Annotated in this window: 14 protein-coding genes; all 14 read right to left on the bottom strand. The window is 62.1% G+C overall.

Translation table 11 applies throughout. The features are described from left to right. Positions 1 to 202: 202 nt before the first annotated feature. A complete protein-coding gene (locus NJ75_RS15300) occupies positions 203 to 1,363 on the bottom strand; it encodes a M20 aminoacylase family protein (RefSeq protein WP_039335971.1) in 1,161 nt (386 codons plus the stop codon). Next, entirely contained in the window at positions 1,356 to 1,853 is a 498-nt protein-coding gene (locus NJ75_RS15295; protein WP_039335969.1) for an Lrp/AsnC family transcriptional regulator, read from the bottom strand. The genes NJ75_RS15300 and NJ75_RS15295 overlap by 8 nt, the downstream gene beginning before the upstream one ends. A 14-nt stretch (positions 1,854 to 1,867) precedes the next feature. Then, a complete protein-coding gene (locus NJ75_RS15290) occupies positions 1,868 to 3,268 on the bottom strand; it encodes an aspartate aminotransferase family protein (protein ID WP_039335967.1) in 1,401 nt (466 codons plus the stop codon). A gap of 172 nt (positions 3,269 to 3,440) precedes the next feature. Then, a complete protein-coding gene (locus tag NJ75_RS15285) occupies positions 3,441 to 4,643 on the bottom strand; it encodes a DUF1624 domain-containing protein (protein WP_039335965.1) in 1,203 nt (400 codons plus the stop codon). 50 nt (positions 4,644 to 4,693) lie between these two features. Further along, positions 4,694 to 5,308, bottom strand: a complete 615-nt coding sequence (locus tag NJ75_RS15280) for a hypothetical protein (protein ID WP_039335963.1) — start codon at positions 5,306 to 5,308, stop codon at positions 4,694 to 4,696. Beyond that, the gene (locus tag NJ75_RS15275) at positions 5,308 to 6,048 is read right to left on the bottom strand and encodes a HupE/UreJ family protein (protein WP_052242553.1); all 741 of its coding nucleotides are present in this window, start codon (positions 6,046 to 6,048) and stop codon (positions 5,308 to 5,310) included. Before NJ75_RS15275 ends, NJ75_RS15280 begins: the two co-directional genes overlap by 1 nt. 7 nt (positions 6,049 to 6,055) lie before the next feature. Next, entirely contained in the window at positions 6,056 to 6,439 is a 384-nt protein-coding gene (locus NJ75_RS15270) for a hypothetical protein (protein WP_039335961.1), read from the bottom strand. A 23-nt stretch (positions 6,440 to 6,462) separates the two neighbouring features. Beyond that, positions 6,463 to 7,215, bottom strand: coding sequence for a DUF4198 domain-containing protein (locus NJ75_RS15265; RefSeq protein WP_039335958.1), 753 nt, complete (start codon positions 7,213 to 7,215; stop codon positions 6,463 to 6,465). A 168-nt stretch (positions 7,216 to 7,383) separates the two neighbouring features. After that, complete coding sequence (locus NJ75_RS15260; RefSeq protein ID WP_039335956.1) at positions 7,384 to 8,463, bottom strand: tartrate dehydrogenase; 1,080 nt, start codon at positions 8,461 to 8,463, stop codon at positions 7,384 to 7,386. Positions 8,464 to 8,489: 26 nt separating this feature from the next. Continuing rightward, positions 8,490 to 9,944 (bottom strand): NAD-dependent succinate-semialdehyde dehydrogenase, encoded by a 1,455-nt coding sequence (locus NJ75_RS15255; RefSeq protein WP_039335954.1) that lies wholly within the window; start codon positions 9,942 to 9,944, stop codon positions 8,490 to 8,492. A gap of 2 nt (positions 9,945 to 9,946) precedes the next feature. Beyond that, complete coding sequence (locus NJ75_RS15250; protein ID WP_039335952.1) at positions 9,947 to 10,804, bottom strand: GNAT family N-acetyltransferase; 858 nt, start codon at positions 10,802 to 10,804, stop codon at positions 9,947 to 9,949. A 143-nt stretch (positions 10,805 to 10,947) separates the two neighbouring features. Then, positions 10,948 to 12,273: an NAD(P)/FAD-dependent oxidoreductase gene (locus tag NJ75_RS15245; protein ID WP_039335950.1), complete on the bottom strand. Its 1,326-nt coding sequence runs from the start codon at positions 12,271 to 12,273 to the stop codon at positions 10,948 to 10,950. Positions 12,274 to 12,300: 27 nt separating this feature from the next. Continuing rightward, positions 12,301 to 13,761, bottom strand: a complete 1,461-nt coding sequence (locus NJ75_RS15240; RefSeq protein WP_039335949.1) for an aldehyde dehydrogenase family protein — start codon at positions 13,759 to 13,761, stop codon at positions 12,301 to 12,303. Further along, positions 13,758 to 15,038 (bottom strand): NAD(P)/FAD-dependent oxidoreductase, encoded by a 1,281-nt coding sequence (locus tag NJ75_RS15235; RefSeq protein WP_039335947.1) that lies wholly within the window; start codon positions 15,036 to 15,038, stop codon positions 13,758 to 13,760. Before NJ75_RS15235 ends, NJ75_RS15240 begins: the two co-directional genes overlap by 4 nt. Positions 15,039 to 15,072 lie beyond the last annotated feature (34 nt).

Here is a 15,072-nt window from a genome sequence, read left to right as displayed (position 1 = left end):
TGAAGTAGCCGTTCGCATTTGCCAAAGAATGAAAGCTACCGCATATGCGAGGTGCCTTTCAGGCATCCTCTCCCAAACTTTTCAAGGCTGGCCTTCGGGCCGGCCTTTTTTTGACCCAATCGCCATTCTGACAGATCCCGTGGGTAAAGCTCCCCGATCAGAAACGCGTGTGTGCTTCGGGCTTCCTGCAAGTGTCCGAATGCTACTTGAGCCAGTGCCGCGCCAGCGCAACATGCAACCGCACGCCGTTTTCAAGCACAGCATCGTTGAAATCGTACTGCGGATTATGAAGCGGAGCCGTGTGCTCATGGGTACTCTGCCCAAGCCAGATATAGGCTCCTGGGCGCTGCTGCAGCATGAAGGAGAAGTCTTCCGAAGTAGGTGCGGGCTCCGGGGCAAGTTCCGCCGTTCCAACGGTCGCGGCCACTTCAAGGACGTCGGCGGCAGCCTGGGCATCGTTGATCGTTGCCGGGTAGTAACGGTCGTAATCGAGCGCGCATTCAACCTCGAACGACGTTGCGATGCCCTCCAGCATCGCCCGCATTCGGTCTTCGATCCGATCCTGCACGGCCGGGTCGAACGTGCGGACAGTACCGGCCACCATGACTTCTGCTGGGATCACATTGTGCGCGTGGCCGCCATGAATCTGCGTGATTGAAAGCACGGCTGACGCATAAGGCGGCACGGCGCGACTGACGATGGTGTTGAGTTGCTGGACAAGGCTGGCCGCAGCAAGGATCGCATCAGGACTGTCCTGCGGTATCGCTGCGTGTCCGCCCTTGCCGGTCAGCGTGATCCGGAACTTGTCTGCCGCGCCCATGATTGCGCCGGGGCGCGTGCTGATCGTCCCGGCAGGAAGACCGGGCCAGTTGTGCAAGGCATAGACCCGATCGCAAGGAAAGCGGTCAAACAGCCCTTCCTCGATCATCACGCGCGCGCCGCCAAGCCCTTCCTCGGCAGGTTGGAAGATGAGGTGGAGCGTACCGGCAAAATCGGGATCGGCAGCCAGAACCCGGGCAGCGCCCAACAGCATGGCGACATGGCCGTCATGCCCGCAGCCGTGGAAGGAGCCGGGCGTCTTGCTGGCCCAGGGCAAGTTGGTCATTTCCTGAATCGGCAGGGCGTCCATGTCTGCCCGCAGGCCAAGTGTGCGCGATCCTTCGCGCCTGCCCTTCAGGACCCCGACAACTCCGGTCGTGCCGATGCCTTCATGCACTTCGATGCCAAGTGCGCGCAGCTCATCAGCAATGCGGCCTGCTGTCCGCTGCTCGCAAAACCCGAGTTCCGGATTGGCATGGATATCCCGACGCAGTGCGACGAGATCATTCAAAAGATCCGCTTGCAACTGAACCTGGTCAGCCATGCGTCTGTCCAAACAGGTTCTGGATCGGGAGTCTGTGCTTGATGAAGGGTGATTTGATCACGATGTAGCTGAAGTACTTCTCGATGCCGTAATCACTTTCGAGCATGCCTTCCATGATCGATTGATAGTGTGAAACACCGCGCGCCACGAACTTGAGCAGATAATCATAGCCGCCTGAAACGAGGTGGCATTCGACGATCTCGTCGAGCTTGGCAATGCGGCTTTCGAAACGGCTGAAATCGCCCTGGCGATGTTCGCTGAGCGTGACTTCGGTAAATACCGTGAGGTATTCACCCAGCTTGCTGAAATTCACGTGTGCGCCATAGCCCGTGATATATCCGGCCTTTTCCAGGCGCTTGACCCGCGTCAGGCAGGGGCTCGGCGAAAGGCCGACCGCATCGGCCAGTTCCACGTTGGTGATCCGGCCCTCCTGCTGGAGCTTGGCAAGGATCTTGAGGTCTATCCTGTCGAGCTTGGGTCCGGGCAGCATGGTTTGTTCCCCCGTCAGGCGTCTTGCAGCGCGACGACCGCGCGAATGTCGGGCTGCTCAAGCAGTTGGTCAAGCGACCGTTCTACCCGTTCGAAGATCATATCCATTTCGTCGAGCGAGCAGCATAGCGCCGGTGCAAAACCAATGACTGCATTGGCAAAACAGCGCACGATCACCCCATTGCCATAGGTCAGCTTCGACAGACTTCCGCCAATGTCGAGCGATGGATCGAAAATTGCCTTCGTCGCCTTGTTCGGGGTCAGTTCGATCGCACCCAACATCCCGCGATAGCGTACGTCGCCAACCAGTGGATGTGACCTGATCCGTTCCATGTGTTGCGCGAACCGCTCACCCGTCACGCGGCCATTTTCCAGCAGGCCGCCCTCACGATAAAGGCGCAGCACTTCCAGGCCCACCGCAGCGGCCACGGGGTGGCCAGAATACGTCTGGCCATGGCCAATCGGCAGCGCGGCAGGCGCTGCGTCGGCGATGGTCTGGTAGACGTGGTCGGCCATGAACATGGCGCCCATCGGTATGTATCCAGACGTCAAGCCCTTGGCCGTGGTCATGAAATCTGGAGAGACATCTTCATCCAGACAGGCAAACAACGGCCCGGTGCGGCCAAAGCCGGTGATGACCTCGTCCACCAGCATCAGGATGCCAAGTCGGGTACATGCTTCGCGAAGAGCCTTGAGCCAGCCCTTCGGGGGCACGATCACCCCGCCCGAACCCTGGATCGGTTCGCAGCAAAATGCCGCCACGTTGTCCGCCCCGAGTTCTGCCACCTTGGCCTCAAGCGCTGCGACTGTGGAAGCGATCACGGCCGCGTCATCGTCCCCTTGAGGATGACGATACTGATATGGCGAGGCGATATGGTGCTGCCATGGCCGTGGCAGATCGAAATTGCGGTGGAAGTTGCCCAGCGCGGTTAGCCCGGCGCCAAGGCTACTAGATCCATGATATCCCCATTCCAGCGCGATGAAATGTTTCTTGTCGGGCTTCCCGGCGGCATTCCAGTAATGGACGATGTAGCGGATCGCGCTGTCCACCGCGTCAGAGCCGCCCTGGGTGAAGAACACATGGTCCAAGCCATCGGGCGCGGCGGCAGTCAATTCCCCCGCAAGGCGGATGGCCGGTTCACTGGCAAAATGGAAATAGCCCGTGGCATAAGGCAGGCGGCGCATCTGCTCTGCCGCAACCTCGACGATCGAATCCTGACCATAGCCGACATTGACGCACCACAACCCGGCAAAGGCATCGAGCAACTGGTTGCCGTCCGCATCGGTCAACCACATGCCCTTGCCGGTTTCCAGCACGATGGCGCCATGCTGCTCGTGCCCCCTGAACGACGTGACCGAGTGGATCAGATGATCGCGGTCGATATCGATGAGGGAACGGTTTGTTGGGTTGGTCATCGCGTTTCGTCCATTCCGTAGCATTCGCTGAAGGCTATGTCAGCGCCCCAAGCGGGTTTCGCCGAATGAGCAAGCAAATGATTATCGGCGTCCTTTTGACATGAAGGCGCGCGGCATATTCTGCCGCACGCCTCCTTTGCCCCGGCCTTGCGGGCCCGGCATGACGCAAAGCTCAGAAGTACTTGAGCCAGGTGATGTCGCGACGGCGGCGCTTCAGGCGCGCATACCAGACCGTCGGCAGATAGAGCGGCACGATCATCGCCACGAACCACAGCAGCACCCAGTTGTAGTTGTCGAACATGTAGGCCGTGCCGTTGTTCGGACCCCAGATGGCAAGAGCACTGTGGTAGAGGATGCGAAGAACCGTGAGGTGCAGCAGATAGAAGAACATCGGTGCGCCGCCGAAGATCGCCAATGCCGCGACCAGGCGCGAGTCATTGATCTTCTCGAACAGCACGAGCAGCAGTGCCCCGCCCCCCAGCGTCGGCAGCAGGAACAGCAGCGACGGCGGATATTTCGTCATCGAGATGAAGCTGATGACCGTGCGAACCGGATCGCCTTCGACCACGAACCACGGCTTGTCGCCATAGACGTTGAGCAGGCGCAACAGCACAAACGCGGCGATCATGCCGAAGCCCAGCACCAGCAGGCGCTTTTGCCGGACTGCGGGCGCGACCTCTCCGGTGAACCAGGGCCCGATGCCGAAGCCGAGCAGGATCACGCCGAGCCATGCGAGGATCGGATAGGTTGTCTTGGCCACGAAGCCGAGCGGCAAGTCGAACGCGTCACGCTGGTGCAGCAGGGCCCAGACCGGGAACAGGGCATCGTCCTTGGTCAGCACGATCGAATCAAGCAGGTTGTGGAAGCATACGATGCCAAGGCCCAGCGCAATGATCGCCGGCCGTGGCAGGCGCATGAAGGCCGCCAGCAGGATCATGCATATGCCGATTGCCCAGATCACCTGAAGCCAGAACGTCGGCTGCGGCACGATCCCCCAATAGAGCGGCGAGAGATAGACCAGCTCGATCACGATCAGCAGAAGGCCACGCTTGAGAAGGTATTCAGTGGTCTCCTCAACCGTGTGATTGACGCTGAACAAATAGACGCCAAGCCCGGTCAGCGCGACGAAGATCGGCGCACAGAAGCTCACCGCGAACCGGGCAAAACCAATGGCAGGGATGATGGTCAGGGCATTGATCGGGTCGGTCACCGGATAGTTGACGAACCACGTCTCACGCAGGTGATCGAGCAGCATCAGCACCATCACGAAACCGCGCAGCGCGTCGATGTTGGCCAGACGGGCATGGGCCGTGGCCTTTGTCCCTCCTGCTGCAAGATTTATGCCCCCGGGAGGCAATGTCATACTGGTGGCCATGATCCCTGCCCTCTTTCCTTCTTGAATACCTTGCCCTGCCGCATCTTGCATCAGCCCTCTGGCAGGAACAGATCCTTGTAGAAGCCGGTGGTCCTTACCGTGACCGTGACCGGCGTTTCGCCCTTGTTGCGGAAGTACCAGCCATGCGTGCCGTCGAACGGCGCGGTAAAGCTGCCCTTGCCGCCGGTCATCTGCTTCTCTTCCCAATAGCTGGTGAACTCGCCCTCGGCGGCGTTGACCTTTTCGCCATGCATATCGGCCTTCACCGGTCCGCCCTTGGCCGACCATTCGAAGACATAGCTTTGCCCAGCCTGCATGTGGGCTTTCACTTCCTGTCCACTGTGCGGCGCAAGCGTCAGCGTCATTTCGTCGCTGCGCATGTCGCCCTCGCGGACGATCGCGGCCTTGGTTGGGGTCGCCGGCCCAGAAACACGAGACTCGACCGGAGCCTCAGCCGGGGCGGGTGTCGCCTCCTCGCCGCCCGCCCCCATGCCGACGATTCCGGTCAGCCGACCAACGCCGGTCGGGTCGATGCCGTATTCCGCCGGCATCACGAACAGAACCAATATGGCAGCTGCAGCCAGCAATGCCCCGCCGGTTGCCTTGGCAAGCGTCGATGGCGGAACCTGGATCGAATTCACCGGATTTGCGATATCGGTCTGCATCACATCGCTCCAGTCGAGCCTTGCGTGAAAAAGCCGGTGAGCTGGAAGCCCACCAGCACGAAGCCCGCGCACATCAGCGCGGCATTGGCGGCAATGGCACTGCGGCGAAAGCTGCCGGTGGACCGCCACAGGTTCATCGCGATCAGGATTGCTCCCAGTGCGGTGAACTGGCCCAGTTCCACGCCGACGTTGAAGCTGATCAGGTTCGGCACCAGCCCATCGGCGGAGAGGGTCAGGTCCTGCAGCTTCGTGGCGAGGCCGAAGCCGTGGAAAAACCCGAAGATCAGCACTGCCGCCTTGGGATTGGGCGCCCGCCCGAACAGTGTCCGGAACCCGTCGAGGTTGTCCAGCGCCTTGTAGACCACCGAAAGCCCGATGATCGCATCGACGATGTAGGGGTTGGCGCGGATGTCGAACAGGACGCCCAGCAGCAGCGTGCTGCTGTGGCCGATGGCAAACAGCGTCACATAAGTGCCCACGTCCTTCAGCCGGTAGAGGAAGAAGATAACGCCGACCAGGAACAGCAAGTGATCGTATCCCGTCACCATATGCTTGGCGCCGAGGTACATGTAGGGGCCGATGGCCATCCCCGATGCGCCTTCTATGAAGGCACGGTCGTCCTCGCCCACGCCATGGGCGTGCGCTGCCGACTTCAGGGCAAGAATGATGATGAGGGCGATGGCCCACCCGGCCCATCGCAGCAGTCCTTGCGGAAGCGAAAGGGCAGTGGGGCGGACCATCACTGCTTCACTTTACCGTGAAGGAAGCGAGCGTCTTGGCTCCGCTGCCCTTGGCCGTGAGTGCGACCACAACCTTGGCACCAGCCAGGATCTTGAGCCCCGGTGCCGACATGCGGTTGCCGGCTTGCGCCGCAAGCGGCGTTTCCGCCTTGGCCCCCGCTGCCGTTACAATCAACTTGCCCGAAAAGCCCGTGGCCGCCAGCGGCTCGTCCTCTTCGGTGATGTAGATATCGACGCCCTTGGGTGCGCGGACCAGTTCGACAACGGTCTCACCGACCATTGTCACAACCCCGCCATGCAGCGGCTTCATGGAACCGTGGGCCTTGGCGGATACCGCGAAAGCGATCAGCGAAAGCCCGGCAAGGGCGGCGGTGATTCTTTTCATGTTCATTGCAATTCTCCCCGAGGCAGCGGTCATTCCGGCAGGTGTGGCAACACGAACGTGAGCGAGGCGCGGTGCTCCATTTGCTTGTACTTGGCCGGATTGTCCGAAGGTGCGACGAGGATACCGACGACCACGTTCAACCCCTGATTTCGCACCGGCAACGTGACATAGCCCTGCGCGTCGGTCATCGACGGCTTCTGGTCGGGGTCATTCACGTAATCGTGCAGGATCGCCACGTTTGCCGCAGGCTTGCCTTCGAACATCGCCCGGAGGCGGATCGGCTGGCCCATCGCTTGCGGAATGGCATTGTCCGCCGGAATCAGTTGCAGCTTGTGGCCGGGGATGAGCGGCATGGGCTTCGATGGCAACTGGTTGATGTGGACGGCATACTTGAAATTATGCTCGCTCACCGTGGCATCCTTGACCTCGTCGAGGCCCTTGTTGTGCCAGGTGCCGGCGGCATCCTTGGACCACACGCCGTAGTCCATCACGGCTGCGACCACCGCCATCGGCTCATCACTGTCGACCACCGGGATCGCCCCCGCCGCGCGCAGCGATGCCGTTACCGGCAGGCCGTCGGCATCATAGCCGGTGACCGACGTGACCAGGGGCATGCGCTTTACCGCATCAAGATCGTCCGATCCGACGCCGTAGACCATGGCGAGCTGCTTGGCCCGCTGAGCGAACCAGATCGCGTGGGCGCTTGCGGTGCTCGAGGCGAAAGCCGCACCCACTGTCGCTACTGCGATGGCGGCTGAAATGTAAGGAGAAATCCTGCGCACGATGGTGGCCTCCGGACTGACTGGCCGGGCGTTTCCGGCAAGACAAGCTTATGACTCGCTGTCGGCATTTTTGCCCGAAAGGCCATGGCTGTCGACATGATGGCCCGTGATCTTGCAGCTTTGCGGCAGAACTTGTCGCCTGCCGCAAAACCATCCACACCCTGTCCCTTACTGAAGCGCCTCGGCGATTGCCTTGCCGCATTCTTCCGTACCTGCCGCTCCCTTGAGGTCTCGCGTGCGTGCCGCAGGCGTTGCCAGAACCTGTTCGATCGCCCGCATTATCGCGGTGGCGGCATCGGTCTCACCCAGATGCTCCAGCATCATCGCGGCGGACCAGATCTGGCCAACCGGGTTGGCTATGCCCTGCCCGGCAATGTCCGGCGCAGAGCCGTGTACCGGTTCGAACAGCGAAGGGTGCTTGCCCTCGGGATTGATGTTGGCGGAAGGCGCCACCCCGATCGTGCCGGTGCAGGCCGGGCCGAGATCGGAAAGGATGTCGCCAAACAGGTTGGAGCCGACCACCACGTCGAAGCGGTCCGGGTTCATCACGAACTGCGCGGTCAGGATGTCGATATGGTATTTGTCGTGAGAAACGTCGGGATACTCGGTTGCGATCGCTTCCACGCGCTGATCCCAATAGGGCATGGTAATGGCAATGCCGTTGGACTTGGTCGCGCTGGTCAGGTGCTTGCGCTCACGCGTTTGGGCCAGATCGAAGGCATAGCGAAGCACGCGATCCACGCCGACGCGCGTCATGACGGTGTCCTGAATCACCAACTCGCGCTCGGTGCCGGGGAACATGATCCCGCCGACAGAAGAATACTCGCCCTCGGTGTTCTCGCGCACCACCCAGAAGTCGATGTCGCCCGGTTCGCGCCCGGCCAGCGGGCAGGGCACGCCCGGCATCAGCCGCACCGGCCGAAGGTTGATGTACTGGTCGTATTCGCGGCGAAACTGGATGATCGAGCCCCAGAGCGAAATGTGATCGGGCACGGTTTCGGGCCAGCCGACTGCGCCGAAGAAGATCGCGTCGGGCCGGCCGATTTGTTCCTTCCAGTTTTCCGGCATCATCCGGCCATGGCGCGCGTAATAGTCGCACGAGGAAAAGTCGTGCCACTTCTGCTTCAGCTCGAAGCCGTATAGCGACGCAGCCTTTTCCAGCACGCGCATGCCTTCGGGCATTACCTCGTTGCCGATACCGTCACCGGGGATCACCGCGATGGTGTGCTTGCGTGTATTGCTGCTCATGTAGTCCCCCTTGAGGCCGCGCAGATTCAGATCTTCAGGCCACCAATGTGGAAGGCCTTGGTTTCCAGGTATTCCTCGATGCCCAGTGTTCCGCCCTCGCGCCCAAGACCCGATTGCTTGACGCCGCCAAAGGGAGCCATTTCCATTGCTATGGATCCGGTGTTCAGCGCGATCATGCCCGCCTCCAGCGCTTCAGCTACACGGAATGCGCGATCTAGCCCGGATGTGTAGAAATAGCTGGCAAGCCCGTATTCGGTGTCGTTGGCCAACAGAATTGCCTCGTCCTCGGTTTCGAAGCGGAACAATGGAGCCACCGGGCCGAAGGTCTCTTCGCGTGCCAGTCGCATTCCGGTATTTGCCTCGCCGATGATCACCGGGCGGGCAAAGTTGCCGCCTTGTGCGCCCTTGCCCGAGAACAGGATCTTCCCGCCCTTGCCCAGCGCATCTTCGACATGCGTCGACACCTTATCGGTCGCCGCACGATTGATCAGGGGGCCGGTTGTCGCATCGGCATCCATGCCGTTGCCGACATTGAGCGCCTCGACGGCAGCGCCCAAGCGCGCGGCAAATTCGTCGTAGATCGGTCCGTGAACGAGAATGCGGTTGGCACAGACACAGGTCTGACCGGCGTTGCGGAACTTGCTTGCCATCGTGGCCTTGACCGCCAGATCAAGGTCGGCATCATCGAACACGATCAGCGGGGCATTGCCACCCAGCTCAAGGCTCAGCCGTTTGATCGTGTCCGCACTCTGCCGCATCAACAGCGAACCGACGCGGGTCGATCCGGTAAAGGACAGCTTGCGCACCACCGGGCTTGCCGTGATTGCTTCGCCAATCGCCTGCGGCATTCCGGTCAACAGGTTGATCGTCCCCTTGGGGAAGCCTGCGCGGATTGCCAGTTCGATCAGGGCAAGCGCGGTGAACGGCGTCATTTCCGATGGCTTGATCACCACCGGACAGCCTGCAGCGAGCGCCGGTGCGCACTTGCGGGTGATCATCGCGGCCGGGAAGTTCCACGGCGTGATGGCAGCTGAAACGCCCACCGGCTCGGTCAGCACGATGATCCGGCGGTCCCGCTCGGGCGAGGCAATGTTGCGCCCGCCCACGCGACGGCCTTCTTCGGCGAACCACTTTATGAAGGTAGCGGCATAGCGGATTTCGCCCTGCGCCTCGGCCAAGGGCTTGCCCTGCTCGGCCGTCATGATCCGGGCAAGGTCATCCAGATTTGCAAGGACCAGGCCGTGCCACGCCTCCAGCAGCGCGGCACGTTCGCCCGCCGTGCGCCGCCGCCAGTCGGCCCAGGAGGCCTGCGCCGCATCGATTGCCGCATTCGCCTCGGCAGCACCACAATCGGGCACGGTGCCAATTACTTCGCCAGTGGCCGGATTGGTCACCTCAAGCGCGGGAAGACCAGCGGAGATCCAGGCACCATCGACGAGAGCAGCCTGCCGCAGCAGGGTGGGATCCTTCAAGTTCAGCATGTTCAACCAAGCGCCTGTGCAGCAAGACCAAAGATAGCGACATTGTCGCCGGGAACCGGTGCGGGACCGAGTGCCATTCGCGTAACATGGCCCACCTCTGGCAGACCGACTTCTTCAAGCCAGGGACCAAGCCCAGTCACCTCCGGCACGTCGATTCGACAGAAACTGCCCGTCTGTGTCCCGAGCCAGTGGGCGATCAGGGCCTTTGCGCCGGTGGCATCCGGCGCAATCACCGGACCGATGAGCCAGCCGCGGCCAAACCTTCGCATCACGGCAAAACCGGTCTGCTCGTGTTCACGGCACAGCACCACCGCGCTGCCGTCGGCAAGAAGGGCGTCGAGCACGGCCTTGCGGTCCATGCCCGTGGCCGAGGAGTAGAGCGCGTCAAGCACCTGTGCATCGGCAACTCCCATCGGTCTCACCCGTTCGCCGGGGCGGAGCTGGACGAGAGGCTGTACCGGCGCGATGCCCTGATGCTGATGGACCTTGCCCATCGCGACGAAACCGAGCTTCGAGTAAAGCGGCAAGCCTTCGTCAGTGGCATTCAGGATCACCGTAACGCCGTCCAGCCGCTTCAGCATGGCACTTGCCAGTTCGCGGCCAAGCCCACGTCCCTGCTGCGCCCTCGCCACGATGATCACGCCGATCATCGCAAAGCTTTCCCCAAATCGCCACGCCATGATCGTGCCACACGGCTTCCCATCCACCTCGGCAACCAGTCCGCTGCCAATAGCCAGCAGTTTCTCGAGGTCTTCTTCGCGGTGCGGCCATTGTTGCTCGAAGCACAAATCGGCGACATCGTGAATATCGTCTGTGGTCATGTCTCGCAGCACGATCTGCGTCGCGTCCTGAACTTTCATCCGATACTCCCGCGAAAATCACCACATCAGTTCGACCTGGGCCGCCGATCATCGCCCGTTCTATCTGGCAGTTATCAAAACTAGCTGCCGCATTTGACGGGTATTTGGAATTTTATTGCGAAATCCGGAAAAGCTTGGTGCGGCTAGAATTCCGAAACGTCAATCTCTGCACCGGGATCGAAGCGTGCAAGCCGATAAGGCCGCGGGTCGACGATAGGCTCTTGCCCCGTCGCGATGTCTGCCACCAGATGCCCCGCCCCCGGCCCGATCCCAAAGCCATGTCCACTGAAGCCGGCGGCGAGGATGAAGCCTGGCACCGCCGGTATCTCACCGATGACCGGCACGCCATCAGGGGTGCTGTCGACAAAGCCCGCCCATGTTCCAACGATGGGCGCCCGTGCGACTTCCGGGATGAGGCGCGACACGCGCTCCACTGTCAGGCGGATCGTCTTTGCATCCGGAGAGGGGTCGAGGATACGGCGCGCTTCCATCGGCGTCGGCCGATCCAGCGCCCACCGTGAAAGTGTCTCGTGTCCGGCGCGCAGGCCTTGCAGCCCCCCCGGGGAAACCTTTTTCCAGCGCTGCTTGAACATCGGAATGAACTGCTTCTGGAACTGCAGGAATTGCATCGTCGGATCGACCTTTGCCCGTCCGCTGTAGGCCAGCGCATGAGCGCCATCACCGCGCCGTGTGATCGACATCGAGTCCCCGTAGAATGCATCCGGCAGGCTCATGTGGCCTGTGCCAACGGCAAGGATCGACTGGCGCACCGTCGCCTGCGGGAAGCGCACGCCCAATTGGCGCATGAACGATGATGCCCACGCACCGCCGGCATGGATGACCAGCTTCGTGGCGATCGTGCCACGCTCGGTCACCACGCCGCTCACGGCCCCGGCGGTCGTCTCGATCCCGCGCGCCGCGCAGGCCTGATGCACCGTGCCGCCAAGCGCCATGATCGCCCGCGCCACAGCAGGGACCGCAAGACCGGGGTCCGCAATGCCGTCCATCTGCGAATGCACGCCGCCCTTCCAGACCTGCTTGGTGAAGCTCCCCTTCTCGGTCGCCTCCTGGCTGTTCAACATGCGCGTCTTCACGCCGATGGACCGGGCATAATCGCCCCACTTCGCCCACGTCGCAATTTCAGACTCGTCATTGCTGACATAGAACAGGCCGCAGCGCCGAAAACCCGTTTCCTCGCCGCTCTCGATCCCGAACTGCTCCCACAGGTCAAGCGCCTTGGTCGCCAGCGGTAACTCTCTCTCGTCGCGGTTCTGTTGGCGACACCAGCCCCAGTTGCGGCTCGATTGTTCCCCGCCGACGACCCCCTTTTCGATCAGCGCGACCTTGAGGCCACGCTTGGCCAGGTAATAGGCGGTAAAGCTACCGATCACGCCAGCTCCAATGACAACGACGTCGGCCTGACTGGGCAGTTCCGAAGTGGATTCGATGAACCTCAAGGGCGCGGGCATGTCATGCTTCTCCGATGATCGCGGACTTCATGCGAAACCAAGAATGGCCTTTACCTCGAGATATTCCTCGAAGCCGAAGAGCCCGTATTCGCGGCCGTTGCCGGACCGCTTGTAGCCGCCGAATGGAGCGTGAGGATCCCACGCCGGCGAGTTGATGTGGACTTGCCCCGTGCGGATGCGCAGAGCCACGCTGCGGGCCTGATCAAGGTCGGCACCGTGGACATGGCCGCCAAGGCCGTAGTCGGTGTCATTGGCGATCGCGACCGCCTCGTCGATGTTGTCGTAAGGGATGATGACCAGCACCGGCCCGAAGATTTCCTCCTGCGCGATGCGCATCCCACTGGAAACGTCGGAGAAGATTGTCGGCTGGACGAAGAGGCCGTGATCGAGCCCTTCCGGACTGCCAAGACCTCCGCATACCAGCCTCGCGCCCTCCTCGATGCCCACCGCGATCATCGTCTGAACGCGACGATGCTGCGCTGCATTAGCGATAGGACCAAGCGTCGTTGCATCCTCGGTCGGATCGCCCACGATGATGCCTTCGACCGTTCTGCGCGCAATTGCTTCGACTTGTGCCAGGGCTGAGCGCGGCACGATCATCCGCGTTGGCGCGCTGCACGATTGGCCGACGTTGCGGAATGCGGCCATCACACCCAACGGCACGACGCGCTCGAAATCGGCATCGGGCATCAGCACGTTGGGAGATTTGCCGCCCAGCTCCTGCGTCACTCGCTTGACCGTGGGGGCCGCACCTTGTGCCACCAATACGCCAGCGCGGTTCGATCCGGTAATCGAGATCATGTCGACATCCGGGTGCGCTGCCATGCCCGCGCCCGCTTCGCTGCCGGTTCCGTTAAGCAGGTTGAACACACCTGCAGGCGCGCCGGCATCATGCACGATCTGCGCAAACATGATCGCGCTCAACGGCGAAAGCTCGCTGGGTTTCAGCACCACCGTGCATCCTGCAGCCAGCGCTGGGGCAACCTTGGCGGTGATCTGGTAGAGCGGCCAGTTCCACGGCGTGATCAGCGCGGCAACGCCGATGGGTTCGCGCACGATGGCCGTCGTGCCGCGCATCGTCAGGAACTCGTAGTCCCTCAGCACCTCGATCGCGGCCTGCACATGGCCCAGCGCGAACGGTACATGCGATGCGCGGGCAAAGCTGATCGCCGCGCCCATCTCCGTCACCAGCACCTGTGCCAGCGCTTCGGCCCGTTCGGCCATCAGCGCGTGGACGCGTTCCAGTAGCGCGATTCGTGCTGCCACGGGGCTTTGCGAGAATGCGGCAAAGGCCCCCCGCGCCGCCGCCACCGCCCGATCGAGATCGGCCGCCGTGCCCGCCGCGACTTGCGCGATACAGTTGCCATTGGCGGGATTGATCACCGGCAGCCGTTCTGCGCCGGGCAGGTCGATCCACTCGCCGTCGATATAGGCCTTGCCCGTGAGCGGAAGCACCGCCTGCAGTGCGTCCTGCGCTGGATCGCTCATCCTACCATGTCCTTGTAGCGGTAGTAGGCGCCGACGAACGGCAGGAACCATGGCGTCCCGAAGTATCCCGGGATCGCTGGCCAATCGAAATCGCGCCACGGGTTCGCATCGGCCTTGCCGTCCAGCACCTCGGCCATGATCTTGCCCATGTACGTCGCCATGTGCGTGCCGTGGCCGCTGTACCCCATTGAATAGAACAGACCGTCCCGCTCCCCGGCACGCGGCAGGCGGTCGCTGGTCATGTCCACCATCCCGCCCCAGCAGTAATCGATGCGCGCATCGGCCAGCTCGGGGAAGAAGTTCGCCATGGACCGCCGCAGGATCGTTCCGCTCTTGGCATCTGCCTCCGGATCGCTGCGGCTCGAAAAGCGCGCCCGTCCGCCAAAGAGGATGCGGTTGTCCGGGGTCGTGCGGAAATAGCTGACGAAGTTGCGCGTATCGACCGTGTTGCGCCGACGCGGCGTCAGTCGGTCAAGCAGATCCACCGGCAAAGGCTCTGTCGCGATCAGATAGGCTCCGACCGGCACCAGGCGACGGCGAAACCAACCCAGCGGCCCAACACGTGACGTGCCAGTAGCCAACAACACCTGATTGGCAATCAGGCTGCCATGCGGCGTGGTGAGTTCATGGCTTGTGCCTGAAACGCGGCGCATCTTGAGCAAGGGGTTATGCTCGAAGATCGTACCGCCCCGCCGCACGACTGCTTCGGCCAGGCCCTGCCCGTACTCGCCCATGTGCATGTTGGCGCTCTTGCCGTAGAGCATGCCTCCGTAAAAGATGTCCGAACCGATTTCCGTTGGCAGGTCCTGCGGCATGACCAGGCTCGTCTCGGGATCGACATTACGCGCCAACAGATCCTGCGACCGCTTGATCTTCTCGAAATGCTCGGGCTTTGCCGCCAGCTTCAGCTTGCCGACGCGTCCGAAATGGCACTCGATGCCTTCCTCGGCCACGATCTGCTCCACCAGATCCACCCCGGCATCGAAGGCACGGTAAAGCATGTTCGCGCGATCCAGCCCGAACTTCTCGACCATGCCGCCATAGTCCTGGGCAAAGCCGTTGTTGCACATACCGCCGTTGCGGCCCGAAGCCGCGCTTGCAACGCGATCCGCCTCGAGGACGACGACTTTCGCCCCCTTCCTGGCCAGCGCCAGTGCGGCGGAAAGGCCCGTGAAACCTGCGCCAATCACGGCGACATCGGCAGTGCCACTCGGCCCACCCGGCGCGCCAGAGACAAAGGGCCTTGCACTATCGAGCCAGTAGGAGGTCATCTTCATGTCGTTTCTCCACCCTCGCGGGCTCCGGAATGGA

The organism is Novosphingobium subterraneum, from assembly GCF_000807925.1.
Classification (GTDB): Bacteria; Pseudomonadota; Alphaproteobacteria; order Sphingomonadales; family Sphingomonadaceae; genus Novosphingobium; species Novosphingobium subterraneum.
This window is presented reverse-complemented; position numbering and strand designations above follow the sequence as displayed.